This window comes from Rhizobium oryzicola (assembly GCF_030504645.1).
GTDB classification, from domain to species: Bacteria; Pseudomonadota; Alphaproteobacteria; order Rhizobiales; family Rhizobiaceae; genus Neorhizobium; species Neorhizobium oryzicola.
Genome location: NZ_JAUKWQ010000002.1, coordinates 487823 through 506241, shown reverse-complemented (window position 1 = coordinate 506241; position 18419 = coordinate 487823). Strand labels below are relative to the sequence as shown.

General features: G+C 59.8%; 14 protein-coding genes. 4 read left to right on the top strand and 10 right to left on the bottom strand.

The genetic code is table 11. The features are described 5' to 3' along the window. Positions 1-34: 34 nt before the first annotated feature. The 3 genes from Q2T52_RS09730 to Q2T52_RS09720 all read right to left on the bottom strand — a co-directional run bounded on the left by Q2T52_RS09730 (position 35) and on the right by Q2T52_RS09720 (position 2780). Positions 35-1414 (bottom strand): MATE family efflux transporter, encoded by a 1380-nt coding sequence (locus Q2T52_RS09730; RefSeq protein WP_302076516.1) that lies wholly within the window; start codon positions 1412-1414, stop codon positions 35-37. Positions 1415-1593: 179 nt separating this feature from the next. Next, positions 1594-2259 carry a glutathione S-transferase family protein gene (locus Q2T52_RS09725; protein ID WP_302076515.1) on the bottom strand — a complete coding sequence of 222 codons (666 nt, stop codon included), beginning with the start codon at positions 2257-2259 and terminating at the stop codon, positions 1594-1596. Between the two features lie 23 nt (positions 2260-2282). Further along, positions 2283-2780, bottom strand: a complete 498-nt coding sequence (locus Q2T52_RS09720; RefSeq protein ID WP_302076727.1) for a DUF2306 domain-containing protein — start codon at positions 2778-2780, stop codon at positions 2283-2285. 91 nt (positions 2781-2871) lie between these two features. Between Q2T52_RS09720 and Q2T52_RS09715 the strand changes: the two genes are divergently transcribed. After that, positions 2872-3759, top strand: coding sequence for a LytTR family DNA-binding domain-containing protein (locus Q2T52_RS09715; protein ID WP_302076514.1), 888 nt, complete (start codon positions 2872-2874; stop codon positions 3757-3759). On the opposite strand, the gene ypfJ is transcribed toward Q2T52_RS09715, so the two are convergent. The 4 genes from ypfJ to Q2T52_RS09695 form a co-directional block, all read right to left on the bottom strand. Continuing rightward, positions 3754-4656, bottom strand: a complete 903-nt coding sequence (gene ypfJ / locus Q2T52_RS09710; protein WP_302076513.1) for a KPN_02809 family neutral zinc metallopeptidase — start codon at positions 4654-4656, stop codon at positions 3754-3756. The genes Q2T52_RS09715 and ypfJ overlap by 6 nt on opposite strands. 91 nt (positions 4657-4747) lie before the next feature. Further along, the gene (locus Q2T52_RS09705; protein WP_436799519.1) at positions 4748-5983 is read right to left on the bottom strand and encodes an MFS transporter; all 1236 of its coding nucleotides are present in this window, start codon (positions 5981-5983) and stop codon (positions 4748-4750) included. Between the two features lie 179 nt (positions 5984-6162). Then, entirely contained in the window at positions 6163-6882 is a 720-nt protein-coding gene (locus Q2T52_RS09700) for a DUF1868 domain-containing protein (protein WP_302076725.1), read from the bottom strand. A gap of 101 nt (positions 6883-6983) precedes the next feature. Further along, positions 6984-8057 carry a phosphatase PAP2 family protein gene (locus Q2T52_RS09695; protein ID WP_302076511.1) on the bottom strand — a complete coding sequence of 358 codons (1074 nt, stop codon included), beginning with the start codon at positions 8055-8057 and terminating at the stop codon, positions 6984-6986. A 407-nt stretch (positions 8058-8464) separates the two neighbouring features. On the opposite strand from Q2T52_RS09695, the gene carB reads away from it, so the two are divergent. Both carB and Q2T52_RS09685 read left to right on the top strand, forming a co-directional pair. Further along, positions 8465-11947, top strand: a complete 3483-nt coding sequence (carB, locus tag Q2T52_RS09690; protein ID WP_302076509.1) for a carbamoyl-phosphate synthase large subunit — start codon at positions 8465-8467, stop codon at positions 11945-11947. 166 nt (positions 11948-12113) lie between these two features. Next, positions 12114-12455 (top strand): hypothetical protein, encoded by a 342-nt coding sequence (locus Q2T52_RS09685; RefSeq protein WP_302076507.1) that lies wholly within the window; start codon positions 12114-12116, stop codon positions 12453-12455. Positions 12456-12528: 73 nt separating this feature from the next. Here Q2T52_RS09685 and Q2T52_RS09680 read toward each other — a convergent pair whose 3' ends face one another. Further along, positions 12529-14001: an FAD-dependent monooxygenase gene (locus Q2T52_RS09680; protein ID WP_302076506.1), complete on the bottom strand. Its 1473-nt coding sequence runs from the start codon at positions 13999-14001 to the stop codon at positions 12529-12531. Positions 14002-14151: 150 nt separating this feature from the next. On the opposite strand from Q2T52_RS09680, the gene Q2T52_RS09675 reads away from it, so the two are divergent. Further along, on the top strand, positions 14152-15369 hold the full coding sequence (locus tag Q2T52_RS09675; protein WP_302076505.1) for a T6SS phospholipase effector Tle1-like catalytic domain-containing protein: 1218 nt from the start codon (positions 14152-14154) through the stop codon (positions 15367-15369). Here Q2T52_RS09675 and Q2T52_RS09670 read toward each other — a convergent pair. Both Q2T52_RS09670 and Q2T52_RS09665 read right to left on the bottom strand, forming a co-directional pair. Next, on the bottom strand, positions 15324-16817 hold the full coding sequence (locus Q2T52_RS09670) for a UdgX family uracil-DNA binding protein (RefSeq protein ID WP_302076504.1): 1494 nt from the start codon (positions 16815-16817) through the stop codon (positions 15324-15326). The genes Q2T52_RS09675 and Q2T52_RS09670 overlap by 46 nt on opposite strands. 258 nt (positions 16818-17075) lie before the next feature. After that, the gene (locus Q2T52_RS09665) at positions 17076-18308 is read right to left on the bottom strand and encodes a putative DNA modification/repair radical SAM protein (RefSeq protein WP_302076724.1); all 1233 of its coding nucleotides are present in this window, start codon (positions 18306-18308) and stop codon (positions 17076-17078) included. Positions 18309-18419: the final 111 nt, after the last annotated feature.

The window sequence follows — 18419 nt, the reverse complement described above, 5'->3', positions numbered from 1 at the left end:
CGGCGGATGCGAATTCGCCGCCTTTTTGTTGAGATCAATGCCGGCGCATCAGTAGCCAAAAGCGGATGCACAGGAAGATGGACGCGGCAATCAGCCCCGTCACGAAACCCACCCAGATACCGGGACCGCCAAGTTTCAGCGGAAAGCCAAATACCCAGGCGCAGAGGAAACCGATCGGCCAATAGGCCACAAGCGCCAGCAGCATGGGAATCTTCGTATCCTTCACCCCTCGCAGCAAACCGGCGGCCACCGCCTGCAACCCATCGAACAGCTGAAACGCCCCTGCCATCATAATGAGCGGAATGGAAAGCTCCAACACGGCGCGCGCATCCGGCTGGCGAGTATCCAGAAACAGGCTGCCAAGCTTTTCCGGCAAGATGGCAAACAGCGCACTGCCCACCACGGAGAAGCAGAGCCCGACGGCGATGACAGCGACTGCTGCGCGGCGCACCCCAAGCCTGTCGCCGCGGCCATCGGCAACCCCCACACGCACAGTTGCCACCTGCGCAAGCCCCAGCGGAATCATGAAGGCGATGGAGGCAAGCTGCAGCGCGATGCCATGGGCGGCGAGTTCCGCCTTGCCCAGCATCCCCATCAGCAGCGATGCCGCACTGAATAGTCCGGCCTCTGCCAGAATGGTAAAGCTGATCGGCAGGCCAAGGCTGAAGATCTCGCGAAACGCCGGCCAGTCCGGCCGCCAGAAACGCACGAACAACTGATAGGCATTCGTCTGCGGATGGCTACGGATATAGAGGATAGCCAGCAGCAGACCGAGCAGATTGGCGCTGAGCGATGCGATGGCAGCGCCGTTCAACCCAATCTGCGGAAAACCGAAATTGCCGAAGATCAGCAGGTAGTCCATGACCGCGTTGAGGCAGAACATACCGAGCGTCAGATACAGCACAATGCCGCCGCGCTCCAACGCGCTGAGGAAAGCGCGCAGCACCATCAGCAACAGCGCCGGGAAGATACCCCATTGCAGGATGCGCAAATATCCCTGCGCCAGCGCCGCAACGTCGGGTGCCTGCCCCAAGGCTCGCAAGATCGGCTCGGAGAACCACAGAATGGGCGCTGTCAGCAGGCCATACATCAGCACCACCCACATGCCCATGCGTGTCGACCGACGCGCCTGCGTCCGATCACCACGTCCGACAGCCTGCGCCACGAGCGGAATGACCGCGCTGGAAAAGCCTGTCCCAAAGATGAAGACGATGAAGAACATCTGGCTGGAGAGAACGACAGCCGCCAGCTCGGTGGTGCCCAGCCAGCCCACCATGATCACGTCTGTCGTGTTGATCGCCATCTGCGCAAGCTGCGCGCCGACAAAGGGCACGCCGAGGCTGAAGGTCGCCCAGAGATGGGTTCGCCACGAATTATCGGACTGCGTCAAAGGCGCAGTGGCGGTGATGGACATGATCTGCTCCTGGACGAAAAAGACCGCTGCCCATTGAACGGGGACAAGCGGTCTGACACGGAATTAGATCAGGCCTGCCTAAGTGGCAACCCTTTTGCCTAATTCAGAAGCAATATTGAAGAGACCCATCACCCGACGTGATATGTGAGAAACGCCTTACAGATGCTGTGCCGCCTCGGTCAGCTCTTCGTGTAGATGTAGGCACCCCGTTCAATGGCTCTTTGATAAGCGGGCCTCGCGCGGATGGCGTCGAGATAATGGCGAACAGCCGAGATATCTCCTTCCGCTTGCATGCGGGTCATGCCAGCCTCGACGGGAAAACTCATGGCGATATCGGCACCGGAGAATTCCCCTCCCGCAAACCAGCCCTCACGGGCAAGCTCCCCATTCCAGAAAGCCAGGTGATCCTTGAGCTGTGGATCGACCAGCTTCGCCTGCACGCCCTGCGCAATCATCTTGCCGAACGGGCGGATGAAGAAAGGCAATTGCGCGGGGATGCGCAGGAAAAGCAGCTTGAGGAGAAGCAGCGGCATGGCAGAGCCTTCCGCATAATGCAGCCAGTATCGGTAGCGAAGCGCCTCCGGCGTTCCCGCTGCGGGCTTCAGGCGGCCTGCCCCGTAGGTCTCGATTAGATATTCGATGATTGCGCCGCTTTCGGCAATCACCTTGCCATCGTCTTCGATGACGGGCGACTTGCCGAGGGGATGAATGGCCTTGAGGCTTGCCGGGGCTCGAAGGTCAGGCCCTCGCTCGTAGGTCTTGACCTGGTACTCGACCCCCAACTCCTCCAGCAGCCAGAGAATGCGATGGGCACGGGAATTGTTGAGATAGTGAACGATGATCATGAATGGTCCGGAAGAAGAGACAATCAAAAGGTCAAGCGAAGTTTTCGGTCCTGCAGCAGATAAAACAGAAGCCAGGGCAAAAGCACGGCCAGGACCAAGCCTGCAACCGGGATAAAGCTGCTGCCATCAAAAACAACTGCACTCATAATCCGATGCGGCAGGAGCGTAAAGGCGCCGGCAACGACGATGCCGCCGAAATACAGCTGTCGCACGACCGCGACATGGGCGGTGATATTGCCCGCTCTCGCAGTCTGATAAGCCCTAAAACAGCCTGCTATCGTCAGGATCGATAAAAGATGGATCGGCGAAAACCCTCCAATCACGTTCAATTCGTGAATGAAGAAGCTGGAGATTGATGTGACCATCATCAGCGCCAGCCAGATCTTGCCCAGCGTTCTGTGCAAAGGCGTTCCCTTGCGCCGCCAGAGCAGCAGGAATGCCCCGATGATGGCCGCGGGAAGAACGGCGGCCACATGCACTTGAATGGCAACAGGCGCTTCAAGAAGGGGAGCGAGGTTCATGGGCTCAGGATCTCCAATTGAATTTGTCTCTGACATTGGCCAAAACTCCTGCCCAGCAAATCGCAATGGCGCCAAGGGAGGGAGAGGTTTCGTGAAAAGCGGCTATGTGCAATCCGCGCTTCGTGAATTGCAGTCCTTCTTTCAATCGCCACGGTTCTGGGCAACGATCCTGATCGTCGCGGTCGTCTTTACCATTGTTGGCCCCTTTGGCACTGCGCATTCCATGCCGTTCATCCGGCGGCTCGCCTTCTGGCTGCTGCTTCATACTACGGCGTTTGCCATCGCCTCGATCATCATTGTGTTCATTGTTTCCTGGTGGGGCGGCACCGGCATCAAGAGGCTGGCAACGATGATGGTTGGTGCAGCCATCGCCGCTGTCCCAATTGGCATTGCCGTAGAGGGCTTGCAGGCAGGTTTCGCCGATCAAGGCGTTTCACTCGCCAGTGCGCTGGAGCAGATCAAGGTTTCGCTGCTACTCAGCCCCCTGCTCTGCGCGCTGACTTACCTTACGATGAGTGGGCCACACCCCCTGACGGAACAAGTACCGCTGCAGGACACCGGCGCTCCCTTGCCGGAACAGGCGGCGATGCCAGAGCAACAGGCAACGCCAGCGCCCGCAGCGGCAGCGGCTCCGCCCATTCTGGCGCGACTGAAACCTCAGCATCGTGGCAGGCTTCTAAGATTATCGGTGCAGGATCACTACACGGAAGTGGTCACATCGCGTGGTCGCGAGTTGATCCTGTTGCGCTTTGCCGATGCGGTCACTGAAAGTGCGCCCGTCCCCGGTCAGCGCATCCATCGCTCTCATTGGATAGCCGATGATCATGTCGGCTGGCTTAAAAAGGACAACGGCAAGCTGCTGGTGGTCACGGCAAGCGGTACAGCACTGCCCGTCAGCCGCCCCTATGAGGCGGAGATGCGGGCGAAATTTGCCGACCGAACACCGCCAAATGATACCGGCAGTGTCACTGCCTCATAGCTGTTGGTAGACAGGCGAAAACGTATCGCAGCTTCGCATGCTGCCGGTGCTGAAGCCGCGCTGAAACCAGCGCTTGCGCTGTGCGGAGGTGCCGTGGCTGAAGCTTTCCGGCACCACATAACCCTGGCCTCGACGCTGAAGTGTGTCATCACCAATCTGTTGGGCGGCATTCAGGGCTTCCTGCAGATCACCCTGGTCCAGGATACCTTTCTGCTCCGTATGCTTACCCCAGACGCCCGCAAAGCAATCCGCCTGCAGTTCCACCCGCACCGACATGCGGTTCGCTTCCGTCTCGTTCATGGTGCTACGGACCTGGTGATATTTGGCCATGATGCCAAGCAGGTTCTGCACGTGGTGACCCACCTCATGGGCAATCACATAGGCCTGGGCGAAATCACCGGAAGCCCCGAACTGCTGCGACAATTGTCGAAAGAAGGAGGTGTCCAGATAAACCCTGTTATCGCTGGGGCAGTAGAACGGGCCTGTCGCAGACGACGCAAAACCGCAGGCCGACTGTACCTGACGCGAAAACAGCGTGAGGCGCGGTTCCTTATAGGTCTGGCCGTTGGCCCGGAAGATTTCCGTCCAGGTATCTTCGGTTTCGGCGAGGATGGTCCGCACGAAGGCGGTCATCTCGTCATTGGCGGGAGGGCGCGCCGGCTGCTGCTGCACGCTACGCGAGGGGCTACCATTCACGACGGCATCGGCACCGGCAAGCAGCGTCAGCGGGTTGATGCCGGTCACCCATGAGAGGAAGAGAACAACGACGATTCCGCCGATGCCAAGTCCCCCACCGCCACCGATGGGAAAACGGAAACCGCCGCCGCCATAGGCGCCGTCGTCAGAGCCGCGCAGATCATCCACATTGTCCGATTGCCTGCGGCCCCGCCATTCCATGCAATGATCCCTCGCCTATGGTTGATCCAGTTGGCCACTATAATGCGCAGCGCCTCAATGCGATCCAATAGTTTATGGACCTCCATCGGATTCAGGCGACGCGCAATTCCCGACGCCCCGGCAGCAAAACGGTGAGAAGGCCGAGCGCCGGCAGGAAGGAGCAGGCCGTATAGACGAAGGAGATACCGTAATGATCGGCGAAGACGCCCAGCACGGCCGCCGCGATACCGCCGATGCCGAAGGCAATCCCGAAGAAGATGCCGGCAATCAGTCCCACCCGTCCAGGCACCAGCTCCTGCGCCATCACCAGAATGGCCGGGAAGGAAGAGGCCATGATGAACCCGATCACGGCCGATAGCGCAATCGTCATCGGCAGGTTCGCGTAGGGCATGGCCAGCGTGAACGGCAGCGCGCCGAGGATGGAGAACCAGATCACCACCTTGGAGCCGAAGCGGTCACCGATCGGGCCACCGACAACCGTTCCCAGCGCCACGGCACCGAGGAAGATGAACAGCATGACCTGCGATTGCTGGACGGTAACACTGAAGCGCTCGATTACATAGAAGGTGTAATAACTGCTGATCGATGCCATGTAGGCGTTCTTGGAAAAGGTCAGGATTGTCAGCACACCAAGCGACAGCACCACGGTGCGGCGGCTGAGGTTATGCTGTTTCAGCACCCGCTTGCGGCCCTTGTTGGCCAGCATATGCGCCTTGTACCAGCGCGCGACGATCGTCAGCACGACGATGCCGACCAGGGCACCGGCGGAAAACCAGGCGACACTTCCCTGCCCGTTCGGCACGATGATGAAGGCAGCCAACAGCGGGCCGATCGACTGGCCGAAATTGCCGCCCACCTGGAAGGTGGCCTGGGCAAAGCCATAACGGCCGCCCGCGGCGAGACGGGCGACGCGGGACGATTCTGGATGAAAGACGGCAGACCCGATACCAATCAGGCAGGAGGCAACCAGAAGCATGCCGTAAGTATGCGAGTAAGCCAGCAGGAACAGACCTATAAAGGTCGACCCCATGCCGATCGGCAGCGAATACGGAAATGGCTTCTTGTCGGTGATGGTGCCTATCACGGGCTGAAAGAGCGAAGCCGTGCACTGGAAGGCAAAGGTCAACACGCCGATCTGCCAGAAATCCAGCGCATAATCGCTCTTCAGCATCGGGTAGATGGCCGAGATCATCGACTGCATGATGTCGTTGATCATATGGCAGAAGCTAACCGCCAGAATGATCGGCAGCACCGTGACCTCAACGGTCGGGGCAGTCGTAATGACCTGTGGATCGCTTATGACGGGTTTTGCAGTTGCATCGGCCACGAAACGCCTCCTCCGCAAGCGGTCGTCGCATTGGATGGCCCTTGCTGCTGTCGTGAGTGTTGCAGCAGTAAACCCGCCTGCCGGACCTGTCCATGTCGAAAGAGGCCAGAACGGTACGGCAGGCAGCGAAAATTACCGGATTCTAAAACGGCCCCAGATCGAGGATGAGCTCATATCGATCAGGAATGATCAAGCACCACCAGTTCCTCGAAATGCTTCATGTCGTTGAAGCTGCAAAAGGCGGGTGGGTTGAGTTCGATTGCTTCAAAGCGCGCCTGAAATGCTTCCGTCTGCTCCCCCAGTACCTGCTGCCATTCGAGGAGAGCCGCATCCGAAAGGGTCCGGATGACATAAGCGAAGGTGATGTGGAAGCGATAGGTCTCGTGATCCGGGTGACGGTAGCCGAACAGATCGACAAGACGATTGCGCCATTCTGCAAGCGCCGCCTTGTCCGCCTCCGTTACGCCGTCCAGCGTCATGCCGGTGGGACGAAGATCCACAAGCCCCACGCGAAACGATGGCCCGGCCTGGAAGCGGGCAAGACGCTGCGCCATGATTTGCGTCATGTCATCAATGGGCGTATCGAGCGGAAGATCCGCCGGCCAGAAACCCGGCTGCCGGCGATGTTCAATAATGCCCTGGAACAGGGTCATATGCAGGCTGGAGACCGGCGTGAAGGCAAGCCGCTCCACCTCCGGCAGATCGAGATAAAGAGACCGCAGATCGATGATCGCCGCCTGTGTTTCCGAACCTTCCGTCAGATGGCAGACGATCGTATTGCCCGGCTCATAGAGAAAGTTTCCGCTCCGGTCATAGCGCACACCCACATGACGTGACGGCAAGGGATGATGAGTTTCGCTGTACGCGTGAAAGACAGGAGAAAGAGCGGAGGTCAGCATCATACCATTTCCTTCAAATGGGCGTCGAAGAGATGGTTATGAGGTGCAAACGACAGGGCTGTGACAGTCGCAGACGCGCCCGTCCTTCAGAATGGCGAGCATCAGGCGACTTGCGGCTTGATGACCTGCATTGCGGTACCACAAGCCGACCGTTCCGACATCGAAAAGTGCAGCGCGTGGTGCCCCAGGAAGACCAAAGCAACGGAGACATAGCCATCGATGGCGTAATGCCAAGCGAGATAAACGGAACTCATCATGATGAATGCTGTATAGGCAAAAGCGATGCGCCCGAGGGTGCGAGAATATTCATTCACGAACATCGCATTCATCATGATCAGGGCAACATGAACGCTCGGGAAAGCGGAAATGCCGCCGCCGATGCCTGCCCTGTCCGCCACATGGATCTGCCAGAGATAGGCTTGATACGCGCTGGCGGAATCGGCGTCGGTGCTCGTCGCAAGAAACCGCAATTGCTCCGCAAAGCGGCCCATATCACCCGTTACAAAGCCGTAGAAAGCTGGGCCTGCGGAAAGGAAGAGGCCCGCCACCACATTGCCGAGCCCCACCCATACGAACATGTACATGAGGAAGTAACGCAGGCGGATGCCATCGGCCTTGGGGGAGGTTGCAACGAAAAACAAAGCGCCGAAGCAGATGACAAACCAGAGGACATTATAGCTCCATTCGACCACATGCAGCACCCATTCCGCTTTGGCGACCGCGTAAAGATAACGCCAAGGGTCCAAACCGAAGTGAAGCCAGTGATCGATATCGGCCTGCACAACGTCATCCACAAATCCTCCACCGAAATCCGGCAAAAGGTTCTTCATGGATGTAAACGCACCCTGAAAAATCATCATTGCGGCCAGCAATAGGAGGCCTGCGGCAAAGGCGTGGATTCGATCCGCGGAAAATACACGCTTGTAAGCGAGACTGCGGCGGCGCGGAAAGCGAAGGCAGATCATGCAGATGTCAATTGCGATTGCCAGAAGCGGCATAACAACCAGGAACGCATTGGTCCAGGGAATGAAGTAGACCCCATAGGATGCCTCCTGCCACTGTCGGGTTCCTGCAAGGCACAGAACCGAAATCAACAGGTAGAGACCGATCGCTAGATATAAAAATCGATCGGAGCGTAATCTCCTGACAAAAACATGAACCTTTTTTTGCTGCATTTGCCTTTTGCTCCCGCAAACAGCCAAACAAAACCGTTATAAATCAATTGAAATAAGCCCCGCCAGAAGACAGTATAAATTTTAATATGTATTTAAAAACGCACACCTTTAATAAGATGAAAACTTATCACCTTAGCGGATATTAAAAGTTGTGGGTGGCGCACAATAAAACTGAACACTGAACTCAAGTATATCTCCCCATCCGAACATTTTGCGGCTTGATGGGGCGGGATTGTCCTGTGGGCAAATCAAACCGTTGAAGATTGCGGAAATTAGGGGGTTCCTTCCGCGGCCACATTTGCCTATAAGCCGCTTCTAGCCTGAAAAGACCCCAACGACCTGCGCCCGACCGGTGACACCCTCACCCGGCCGGCTTTCTGTGCAGGATAGACAAGCGGAAGAACGATATGCCGAAGCGCCAAGATTTGAAATCCATCCTCATCATTGGCGCGGGGCCGATCGTCATCGGCCAGGCTTGCGAATTCGACTATTCCGGCACGCAGGCCTGCAAGGCGCTGAAGGAGGAAGGTTACCGGGTCATCTTGGTGAACTCCAACCCGGCCACCATCATGACCGATCCGGGTCTGGCGGATGCAACTTACGTCGAGCCGATCACGCCTGAGGTCGTCGCCAAGATCATCGCCAAGGAACGCCCGGACGCGCTGCTGCCGACCATGGGCGGCCAGACCGCCCTCAACACCGCCCTGTCCCTGAAGCGCATGGGCGTTCTCGACCGCTATAATGTCGAGATGATTGGCGCCAAGCCGGAAGCCATCGACAAGGCCGAAGACCGCGCCCTCTTCCGCGAAGCCATGGCGAAGATCGGCCTTGAGACGCCGCGCTCCATGCTGGCCAACGCCACCGAGATCAAGGACGCCGACCGCAAGAAGCACGAAGCGGAGCGCGCCAAGCTGCGCGAGACGCTCTCCGGCGACGCGCTCGACAAGGCTCTGGACGCGCTGGAAAACCAGTGGAACCTCGGCGAGACAGACCGCAAGCAGCGCTATATGAGCCATGCCATGGCGATTGCCGCCCAGGCGCTCGACCATGTCGGCCTGCCAGCCATCATCCGTCCGTCCTTTACGCTTGGCGGCACCGGTGGCGGCATTGCCTATAACCGCTCGGAATTCTTCGACATCGTCAATGGCGGTCTCGACGCCTCCCCCACGACCGAAGTTCTCATCGAAGAATCGGTTCTGGGCTGGAAGGAGTATGAAATGGAAGTGGTTCGCGACAAGGCGGACAACTGCATCATCATCTGCTCCATCGAAAACATCGATCCGATGGGCGTCCACACGGGCGATTCCATCACTGTCGCGCCAGCGCTGACGCTGACCGACAAGGAATACCAGATCATGCGCAACGCCTCGATCGCGGTGCTGCGCGAGATCGGCGTTGAGACCGGCGGCTCGAACGTGCAGTTCGCGGTCAACCCGGCCGACGGTCGTCTGGTCGTCATCGAAATGAACCCGCGCGTCTCGCGTTCTTCGGCGCTGGCTTCGAAGGCCACCGGCTTCCCGATCGCCAAGGTCGCGGCGAAGCTCGCGATCGGCTATACGCTTGATGAACTGGAAAACGACATCACCGGCGGTGCAACGCCCGCCTCCTTCGAGCCATCGATCGACTACGTCGTCACCAAGATCCCGCGTTTCGCCTTCGAGAAATTCCCAGGCGCCTCTCCCGTCCTAACGACGGCCATGAAGTCGGTCGGTGAAGTCATGGCGATTGGCCGCACCTTCGCAGAAAGCTTGCAGAAGGCGCTGCGTGGTCTGGAAACCGGCCTGACGGGTCTCGACGAGATCGAAATCCCCGGCCTTGGCCAGGGCGACGACAAGAACGCCATCCGCGCCGCCATCGGGACACCCACCCCGGACCGCCTGCGCATGGTTGCCCAGGCGCTGCGCCTCGGCATGTCGGAAGCCGAGGTGCATGAAGGCTGCAAGATCGATCCGTGGTTCATCGCCCAGCTGAAGGCGATCGTCGACATGGAAGTGCGCATCCGCGAACATGGCCTACCAAAGGATGCCGAGAACCTGCGCAAGCTGAAGGCCATGGGCTTCTCCGACGCGCGCCTTGCCTCGCTGACCGGCGGCAAGCCAAAGGATGTGGCGATGCTGCGCAACGGCCTCGGCGTACGCCCGGTCTTCAAGCGCATCGACACCTGCGCTGCGGAATTCGCCTCGCCGACGGCTTATATGTACTCGACATATGAAACGCCCTTCGTCGGCGCCACGCGCTCGGAAGCGCAGGTTTCCGACCGCAAGAAGGTTGTCATCCTCGGTGGCGGCCCGAACCGTATCGGCCAGGGCATCGAGTTCGACTATTGCTGCTGCCATGCCGCCTTCGCGCTCAAGGATGCCGGCTTCGAAGCGATCATGATCAACTGCAACCCGGAAACGGTTTCGACCGATTACGACACCTCCGATCGTCTCTACTTCGAGCCGCTGACGGCCGAAGACGTGATCGAAATCCTGCGCGCAGAGCAGGAAAAGGGTGAAGTGGTTGGCGTGATCGTGCAGTTCGGCGGCCAGACGCCGCTGAAGCTTGCGGAAGCCTTGGAAAAGAACGGTATCCCGATCCTCGGCACTGCACCTGACGCCATCGACCTTGCCGAAGACCGCGACCGCTTCCAGAAGCTTCTGATGAAGCTCGATCTCGCCCAGCCGAACAACGGCATCGCCTACTCCGTCGAGCAGGCCCGCCTCGTTGCATCGGAAATCGGCTTCCCGCTTGTCGTGCGTCCGTCCTACGTTCTGGGTGGCCGCGCCATGCAGATCATTCACAATGAGAGCATGCTGCAGAGCTACCTGCTCGATACCGTGCCGGAACTGGTGCCGGAGGATATCAAGCAGCGTTACCCGAACGACAAGACCGGCCAGATCAACACGCTGCTCGGCAAGAACCCGCTGCTGTTCGACAGCTACCTGACCAACGCCATCGAAGTGGACGTCGATGCGCTGTGCGACGGCAAGGACGTGTTCGTCTCCGGGATCATGGAGCATATCGAGGAAGCCGGCATTCACTCCGGCGATAGCGCCTGCTCGCTGCCGGTGCGCTCGCTCTCGAAGGAGATCGTGGACGAGCTGGAACGCCAGACCACGGCGCTTGCCAAGGCGCTCAACGTCGGTGGCCTGATGAACGTGCAATACGCCATCAAGGACGGCACGATCTACGTTCTGGAAGTCAACCCGCGCGCTTCGCGCACCGTGCCCTTCGTCGCCAAGACCATCGGCGCGCCGATCGCCAAGATCGCCGCCCGCATCATGGCCGGCGAAAAGCTGGATGCGGCCATCGGCGCCTATGGCGCAAAGCCGGATCCGCGCAACCTGAAGCACATTGCCGTCAAGGAAGCCGTCTTCCCGTTTGCTCGCTTCCCCGGCGTCGATACGCTGCTCGGCCCCGAAATGCGCTCGACCGGCGAAGTCATCGGCCTCGATACCGATTTCGCACTGGCCTTTGCCAAGAGCCAGCTCGGTGCCGGCGTCGAGCTTCCGCGCGAAGGCACCGTCTTCGTGTCGGTGCGTGACGAAGACAAGACCCGCGTTCTGCCGGCCATCAAGCTATTGGTGGAAATCGGCTTCAAGGTTCTGGCGACCGGTGGCACCCAGCGTTACCTCGCCGAACAGGGCATCGAGGCGGTCAAGATCAACAAGGTGCTTGAAGGCCGTCCGCATATCGAGGATGCCATCCGCAACCGTCAGGTCCAGCTTGTCATCAACACGACGGATTCAAACAAGGCGATCTCCGACTCCAAGTCGCTGCGCCGCGCCGCCCTGATGCAGAAGGTGCCCTACTACACGACCATGGCCGGTGCGCTCGCCGCCGCCGAAGCCATTCAGGCACTCAAGAAGGGCCAGCTGGAAGTCCGTCCGCTGCAGAGCTACTTCTGACACGATACCGGCCCTCATCCTCAGGTGAGGGCCGGCCTGTGTCGCTTTCGCGATTAACGCTGTTTGCAGACGATCAGGATGCCATACTGCGCTTCGCTTGACCGTGTTCCAGCCCCACGATAGCTCTTGTCCCGGAGATATTACACTCTGGGATTGTGGGGACTGAATGAAGAAGATAATCGCTCTCGTGCTGTGCGGCGTTGCCGTTTCAAGCTGTACGGCAACCAGCCGCACCAATTATGATGCGGGCGTGACAGCGCTTGCGGGCAGCAAAAGCCTGCGCGCCTCGGCGATCGAAAAATGCATCATAAAGGCACGAAGCGCTGATACCGCGGCCCGCCACAAGGTGGCCGTAGTGATGGACGTTCGGGACAATCAGGTAGACCAGCTTTACTGCAACCGCGTTATCAATGCCGCCGCTGCAGGCAGGATTTCCTATGACGAGGCAAACAATCTGCACTACGGTCAGATCACGCCGAACCTGATCAAAATCATTCAAGGCCGCTGACCATAAAGTCGGAAGTTGAGGAGAGCCAACGGCACGATCAGTTGGCTCTTCCGAATTGAAGCGCCGAAAGTCCTTACGCGATCCGCCGCAAATAATTCCTGGCGCCCGCCACATCACCCGCGGCACCCGCAAAGCCGAGATAGCCATCCGGCCGCACCAGCCACAGGCCGGGCTCGCGCCTCTCCTGCGCGGCATCAACGAGCGCCGGAAACTCCGCAGCAATTGCGGTCACATCCTCTGTGCTGCCAATCAAGATCCATTTGCCGGACTGACCGATCTGCTGCTGGCTGATGCCGAAAATTTCCGAGCCCACCCGCTGGCCAGGCTTCACCCCGATTGACGGGGCATCCTCTTCACCGGTCACCGAAAGCGGGCTTTTGGGATAGGCCACATCCAGTTCGGACAGGAATTTGCCGACACGGCGCTGCACGGCCGGAATTTTCAGGGCCGCACCCAGCACGAAATTGCGGGTGCTGCGCGCAAGCGGATTGGAAAGCGTGACGGCCTTGGTGCCGCCGCCGGCATTGCGCAGCACCAATTCGGCAATCGGGCTACGCTCCGGCGAATAGGTGTCGAGCAGCGCTTCTTTCGCAGCACCCTTCACGACAAGAGCCAGCTTCCAGGCCAGATTGAAGGCATCCTGCATGCCGGTATTCATGCCCTGCCCACCGGCGGGGCTGTGGATATGCGCGGCATCGCCAGCCAGAAAAATGCGGCCCTTGCGGTAGTCCGCCACCTTGCGCTCGTTGATGCGGAAACGCGACAACCATTGCGGATCCCGTGCCACCAGGTCCGGCCGGCCGCGGGCATCGATCATCGCCTGCAACTGGGCAAGCGTCAGCTCGCTCGTATCCGGACCGGCCTCTGCCACGCCAAGATCGGCGATAAGGCGGAAGCGATGCTGCCCCATGGGAAACAGCGCCAGAACACCGGCCGGGTGAAGCGACACCTGCAGCTGATCACCCGGCACGGAATCCGGCAGATAGACATCCGCCAAGGCCCATTCCACCGGCTCGGCATAACCCTCGAAGGCAAGGCCCAACTGGTGACGGATGGCGGAATGGGCGCCGTCGCAGCCCACCAGCCAGGGCGTATTGAGCGTTTCGATCTCGCCTGTTTCCGATAGGAGACGCGCCGTCACGCCCGCACCATCCTGCTCGAAATCGAGCAGCGTCGTGTTGCGCTCGATCCGGATTCCGCTTTCCGCGAGATGCGCCTCCAGCAACCGCTCGGTTTCCGTCTGCGGCACCATCAGCGCATAGGCATAAGGGCTTTCCAGCTGGTCGAGGCGGAAGGTGCCGATCGGCTTCTGGCCTTCCATGAAGGTAGTATGGGTGACAGGATTGCCTGTCGCGACAAAGCGTTCCGCAAGGCCACTCGGCTCGAACAACTCAAGAGATCGGCTCCACAGCACGAGTGCCCTGGATTTGCCGGTACGTCCGGGAGACTTGTCGATGATACGCACCGGCACACCGAGCCGGGTCAATTCCACGGCCAATGTCATGCCGACCGGACCGGCACCACTGATCAACACCTGTGCCGACATCCGGCTGCTCCTCCATTCATCCCGCTCGGTGCCGCCTAACACGGCTCGCAAAAACATGCGACCATCCAAGCGTTGCGGGAAAAATAGAGTTGCACCATGAATTGAATGCAACCATTTTGTGAAGCGGGGATGATCGAGGGGAAATCAAACATGTCGAAGAATATCGTCATTCTGTTCGATGGCACGTCGAATGAAATATCGGCAGATCGCACCAACATATTGAGATTGTTCGGCTGCCTCACCCGCAGTACCGAGCAGATCGTCTATTATGATCCAGGTGTCGGCACGTTTGGAGCGGACAATGCTTGGTCGAAGCTGCGGCGAAAGGCGGCCGAGACATGGGGTCTGGCGACCGGCTGGGGACTCGATGAAAACGTGAAAGAGGCCTATCGGCTGCTGGTCGATCTCTACGACGCCGGCCCCGTGGATGAGCGCGGCCACCATTACGACCGCGACCGGATCTATATCTTCGGCTTCAGCCGCGGCGCCTATACCGCCCGCGTACTGGCCGGATTCATCCACGCCTTCGGACTGACGACCAAGGTGCATCTGAACCTGCTGGACTATGCCTATCGCACCTACAAGGCGATCCCCGAGCAGGAGCAGCATCAGACTGATATACGCGCCGAAGGCGACGCGCCATCCGCCTTCCGCACCATGCGCCTTTACGAGCGCACGCTGCGCAATGACCGCCCGCCGATCAAGCTGCTTGGCCTGTTCGATACGGTCGCTTCCGTGATCGAGGCGGGCAAGCACCATCCGCAATTGAAGACCCATCCCTTCACCCACCATAATGCAAGTGTGGAGGTCGTGCGCCAGGCGCTCGCCATCGACGAGCGGCGCACCATGTTCCAGCCGGAGCCCTGGGCACCGGAACAGGAATACTGGGGCAAGCCTTTCCGTCCGAAGGACCCTATCCGCATCAAGCCGCAGGATTTCAAGGAAGTCTGGTTTGCAGGCGTGCATGGCGATGTGGGTGGCGGCTATCCGGAAACGGAAAGTGCCCAGATCAAGATCCCGCTGCAATGGATGATCAGGGAAACCCGGCCTTCCGGCCTGCTGTATGACGACCGCGCAGTGCTTGATCTGGTCGATGGGCATGGGCGCGGAAAATACGTGACAGCCGACCCGACGGCACCGCTGCATGACTCAATGAACGCGGCTTGGCGTGTGCTGGAATTCATTCCTCGCAAGGTGCCCAAGACCTCCTGGCGGCATGGCGGTAAGCCCGGCGGTTTCTACATTCCGGACGGCGATCACCGCTATATTCCGCCAACCGCAGCCATCCATTCTTCCGTCCAACGGCGCCTTGAAGGCGGCGGCTATACGCCGCCCAATCTGCCCAAGGAACCGCTCTTCGTGGATTGAAGCTCGACCGCCATCTGCCCAACCCGCGCCAGATCCTGTCGGTAGCGCGCAAGCTCATCTGCCTTGCGCGCCTCGTCAGGAATGCGCAGCAGGTAGGAGGGGTGAACGGTGACAAACAGGATGCGCCCGCCCTCGATGGGCAGAGGCCGGCCCCGCACATCCTCCAGCCGCTCGCGACCATCCGTCAGCGCGTAATAGGCCGTCGCACCCATGGCCACGATCAGCTTGGGCTGGACCAGTTGGATCTCTTGGCTCAGCCAGAACCGGCAGGCCTGCACTTCGCCCTGATTGGGCTTCTGATGGATGCGGCGCTTGCCGCGCGGCTCGTATTTGAAATGTTTGACGGCGTTGGTGACATAGGTTCGCGAACGGTCAAGACCCACCTCCGCCGCCACGGTATCGAACACCTTGCCCGCAGGCCCGACAAAGGGACGTCCCGCCAGATCCTCCTGGTCGCCCGGCTGTTCGCCGACGATCATGATCTCGGCCCGCTCCGGCCCCTCGCCAAACACCGTCTGCGTTGCCGCGCAATGCAGCGGACAGAGCGTGCAGCTCGCCGCCGCCTGCTGCAAACCAGCCAGCCCATCAGCCGCAGCGGACACCGCATCCCCGACGACAGCCCGCTTCTGCAGACGCTCATGGAAGGTCGGTGGTTGGCTTGCCTGCCGCGCCGCCATATCAAGCACTTTGGTCTCGGCATCGGCGATCAGCTGCGGAATGAGTTCTGCTTCAGGCAGGTTCTTCCAGTATTTCTTCGGCATCTCCGCCGTCATCGCCTTCACCTTCAACCGCGCCGGGTTGAAGATATTGGCATAATAGGTGCGCCAGAGGTCATCTGTCGCGTCGCGGATATCCGGCTTCTGGGCAGGCTCGTCGGACAGGGTCAGCACCTCGCCGTCCCAGGCCGCCGAACCCTTCGGCGTCGCGATCACCCAGTCCATATCGACAAAGCGGCGGCGGAAGAACGGCGCCTTGCGCGCCACGATGAAATGATCCGGCTCGAACCAGGCGAAGAAGGCCCGGCGGTGACCGGAGAGATCCCGTGGGGCGATTTCCTTGAACCGCACGAAGGCCGTCATCTTGTGGCTGTCACGCCGCACCGATTTTTCCAGCTTGCGCGCCAGCACGACATCCTCGTCCGCCAACATCTGCAGCACGTTGCGGTCCTCGCACAGGCGCCAGAGCAGCCGATAGAGAAGCGAAAACCGGATCGGATCCGAATGGCAGATCACAGCCTCCGCCAGTTCCAGGAACTGCGGCGGAACGCTCAGTGCCGGCGCATCCGGCTTGGGTTCAGGAACCGCGTCCTCCGCCAGCCCAGGCAGGCTCAAACTGTCGCGCAGACGCCAGTCGATGTGCTCCGGCTTGATGTTTGCACGCAAATAGGCGCGGGCGGCATCCCGCCACTCCTCGAGATCCCCTCGCCCGTTCAGCGTAACAGTCCACATTTCCTCATCTCACGAGCCATCGGAAAAAGTCGCTTGCGCGACCAATACCCCCCCTCTGTCCTGCCGGACATCTCCCCCACAAGGGAGGAGATCAGCAGAACGGCAATTCCCTCAACCTCTCTCCAACCTCATCGTATAGAACCGATTTCTCCAAGCATAGGAGATGGTCGAGACAGTGCAGCGAGTCGATCTCCCCCCTTGTGGGGGAGATGTCCGGCAGGACAGAGGGGGGTATCAAGCAACGCGCGATGTTTCCCTTCAAAACAACGACAGCTGTTCCGGTTTCGGCTCGAAGCGCGCCCGCAGATCCGTGCGGTCGATCAGCCCCCCGGCACTCCAGCCCTCGGCGCTCACAAAGGCCTGCACCTTGCGCAGCGACACCCCAAGCCGCGCCAGATCCTCCAGCCTCAACCGGCTGAAGAGCCGGGCGGAGAGAATGGACCTGACCGCCTTGGTGCCGAGCCCCGGCACGCGCAGCAGCATCTCTTTTGGCGCACGGTTGATGTCGATAGGAAAGCGATCGCGATGGGCAAGCGCCCAGGCCAGCTTCGGGTCGAGGTCGAGATCCAGATTGCCGTCGGCGGTCGCCGAGGTGATCTCGCCGATGTCGAAACCGTAGAAGCGGTAGAGCCAGTCGGCCTGATAAAGCCGGTGCTCACGCACCAGCGGCGGCTTGATCAGCGGCAGTTTCGACGATGCATCCGGAATGGGGCTGAAGGCGGAGTAATACACGCGCCGCAGGCCGTAGCTGCCGTAAAGCCGCGCACTGGTGCCGAGGATCGTTGCATCATTGGCACCATCAGCGCCGACGATCATCTGCGTGCTCTGGCCGGCGGGAACGAAGGTTCGTCGCCGCTTCTTCTGCAAGGTTGGCTCGGACGCCTCCTCGATCTTCAGGCGCAGATTGCCCATGGCCTGGCGGATGCCAGCCGGCTTCTTCTCGGGAGCGAATTGCTGAACGCCGTGATCCGTCGGCAGCTCGATGTTGATCGACAAGCGATCGGCATAAAGCCCTGCCTCCTCGATCAAGAGCGGCGATGCGTCCGGAATGGTCTTCAGGTGAATATAGCCGCGAAAGTTATGGGTGGTGCGCAGCTCGCGGGCGATCCGCACCATCTGCTCCATGGTATGATCCGAGGAACGGATGATGCCGGACGACAGAAACAGGCCCTCGATATAGTTGCGGCGATAGAATTCGAGCGTCAGCCAGACGACCTCCTCTGGCGTGAAGCGCGCCCGCTCCACATTGCTGGAGGACCGGTTGATGCAATAGGCACAGTCATAGATGCAGAAATTGGTGAGCAGAATTTTCAGCAAAGAAATGCATCGCCCATCCGGCGCATAGGCGTGGCAAATGCCGGACCCTTCCGTGGAACCCAAGCCGCCGGACCGGCTCGAATCGCGTCGCGTCGTCCCACTCGACGCACAGGAGGCGTCATATTTCGCAGCATCGGACAGGATGGCCAATCGTTCTTTCAGCGACTTCTTCATCATTTTGTTCACTATATGTTCTTGACAAACTTGTCAATCGTCACCGTTAAGTCGCTCCAAGGACTGGCGATTTCGCACATCCGCACTAACTTCGAATTCTCTGGCATTTCC

Bases quoted from the DNA above. Each gene is read 5' to 3' on its own strand.
- carB (WP_302076509.1), top strand. From the start codon at position 8,465: ATGCCGAAGCGCCAAGATTTGAAATCCATCCTCATCATTGGCGCGGGG.
- Q2T52_RS09675 (WP_302076505.1), top strand. From the start codon at position 14,152: ATGTCGAAGAATATCGTCATTCTGTTCGATGGCACGTCGAATGAAATA.
- Q2T52_RS09730 (WP_302076516.1), bottom strand. From the start codon at position 1,414: ATGTCCATCACCGCCACTGCGCCTTTGACGCAGTCCGATAATTCGTGG.
- Q2T52_RS09670 (WP_302076504.1), bottom strand. From the start codon at position 16,817: ATGTGGACTGTTACGCTGAACGGGCGAGGGGATCTCGAGGAGTGGCGG.
- Q2T52_RS09725 (WP_302076515.1), bottom strand. From the start codon at position 2,259: ATGATCATCGTTCACTATCTCAACAATTCCCGTGCCCATCGCATTCTC.
- Q2T52_RS09685 (WP_302076507.1), top strand. From the start codon at position 12,114: ATGAAGAAGATAATCGCTCTCGTGCTGTGCGGCGTTGCCGTTTCAAGC.
- Q2T52_RS09720 (WP_302076727.1), bottom strand. From the start codon at position 2,780: ATGAACCTCGCTCCCCTTCTTGAAGCGCCTGTTGCCATTCAAGTGCAT.
- Q2T52_RS09665 (WP_302076724.1), bottom strand. From the start codon at position 18,308: ATGAAGAAGTCGCTGAAAGAACGATTGGCCATCCTGTCCGATGCTGCG.
- Q2T52_RS09680 (WP_302076506.1), bottom strand. From the start codon at position 14,001: ATGTCGGCACAGGTGTTGATCAGTGGTGCCGGTCCGGTCGGCATGACA.
- Q2T52_RS09695 (WP_302076511.1), bottom strand. From the start codon at position 8,057: ATGCAGCAAAAAAAGGTTCATGTTTTTGTCAGGAGATTACGCTCCGAT.
- ypfJ (WP_302076513.1), bottom strand. From the start codon at position 4,656: ATGGAATGGCGGGGCCGCAGGCAATCGGACAATGTGGATGATCTGCGC.
- Q2T52_RS09700 (WP_302076725.1), bottom strand. From the start codon at position 6,882: ATGCTGACCTCCGCTCTTTCTCCTGTCTTTCACGCGTACAGCGAAACT.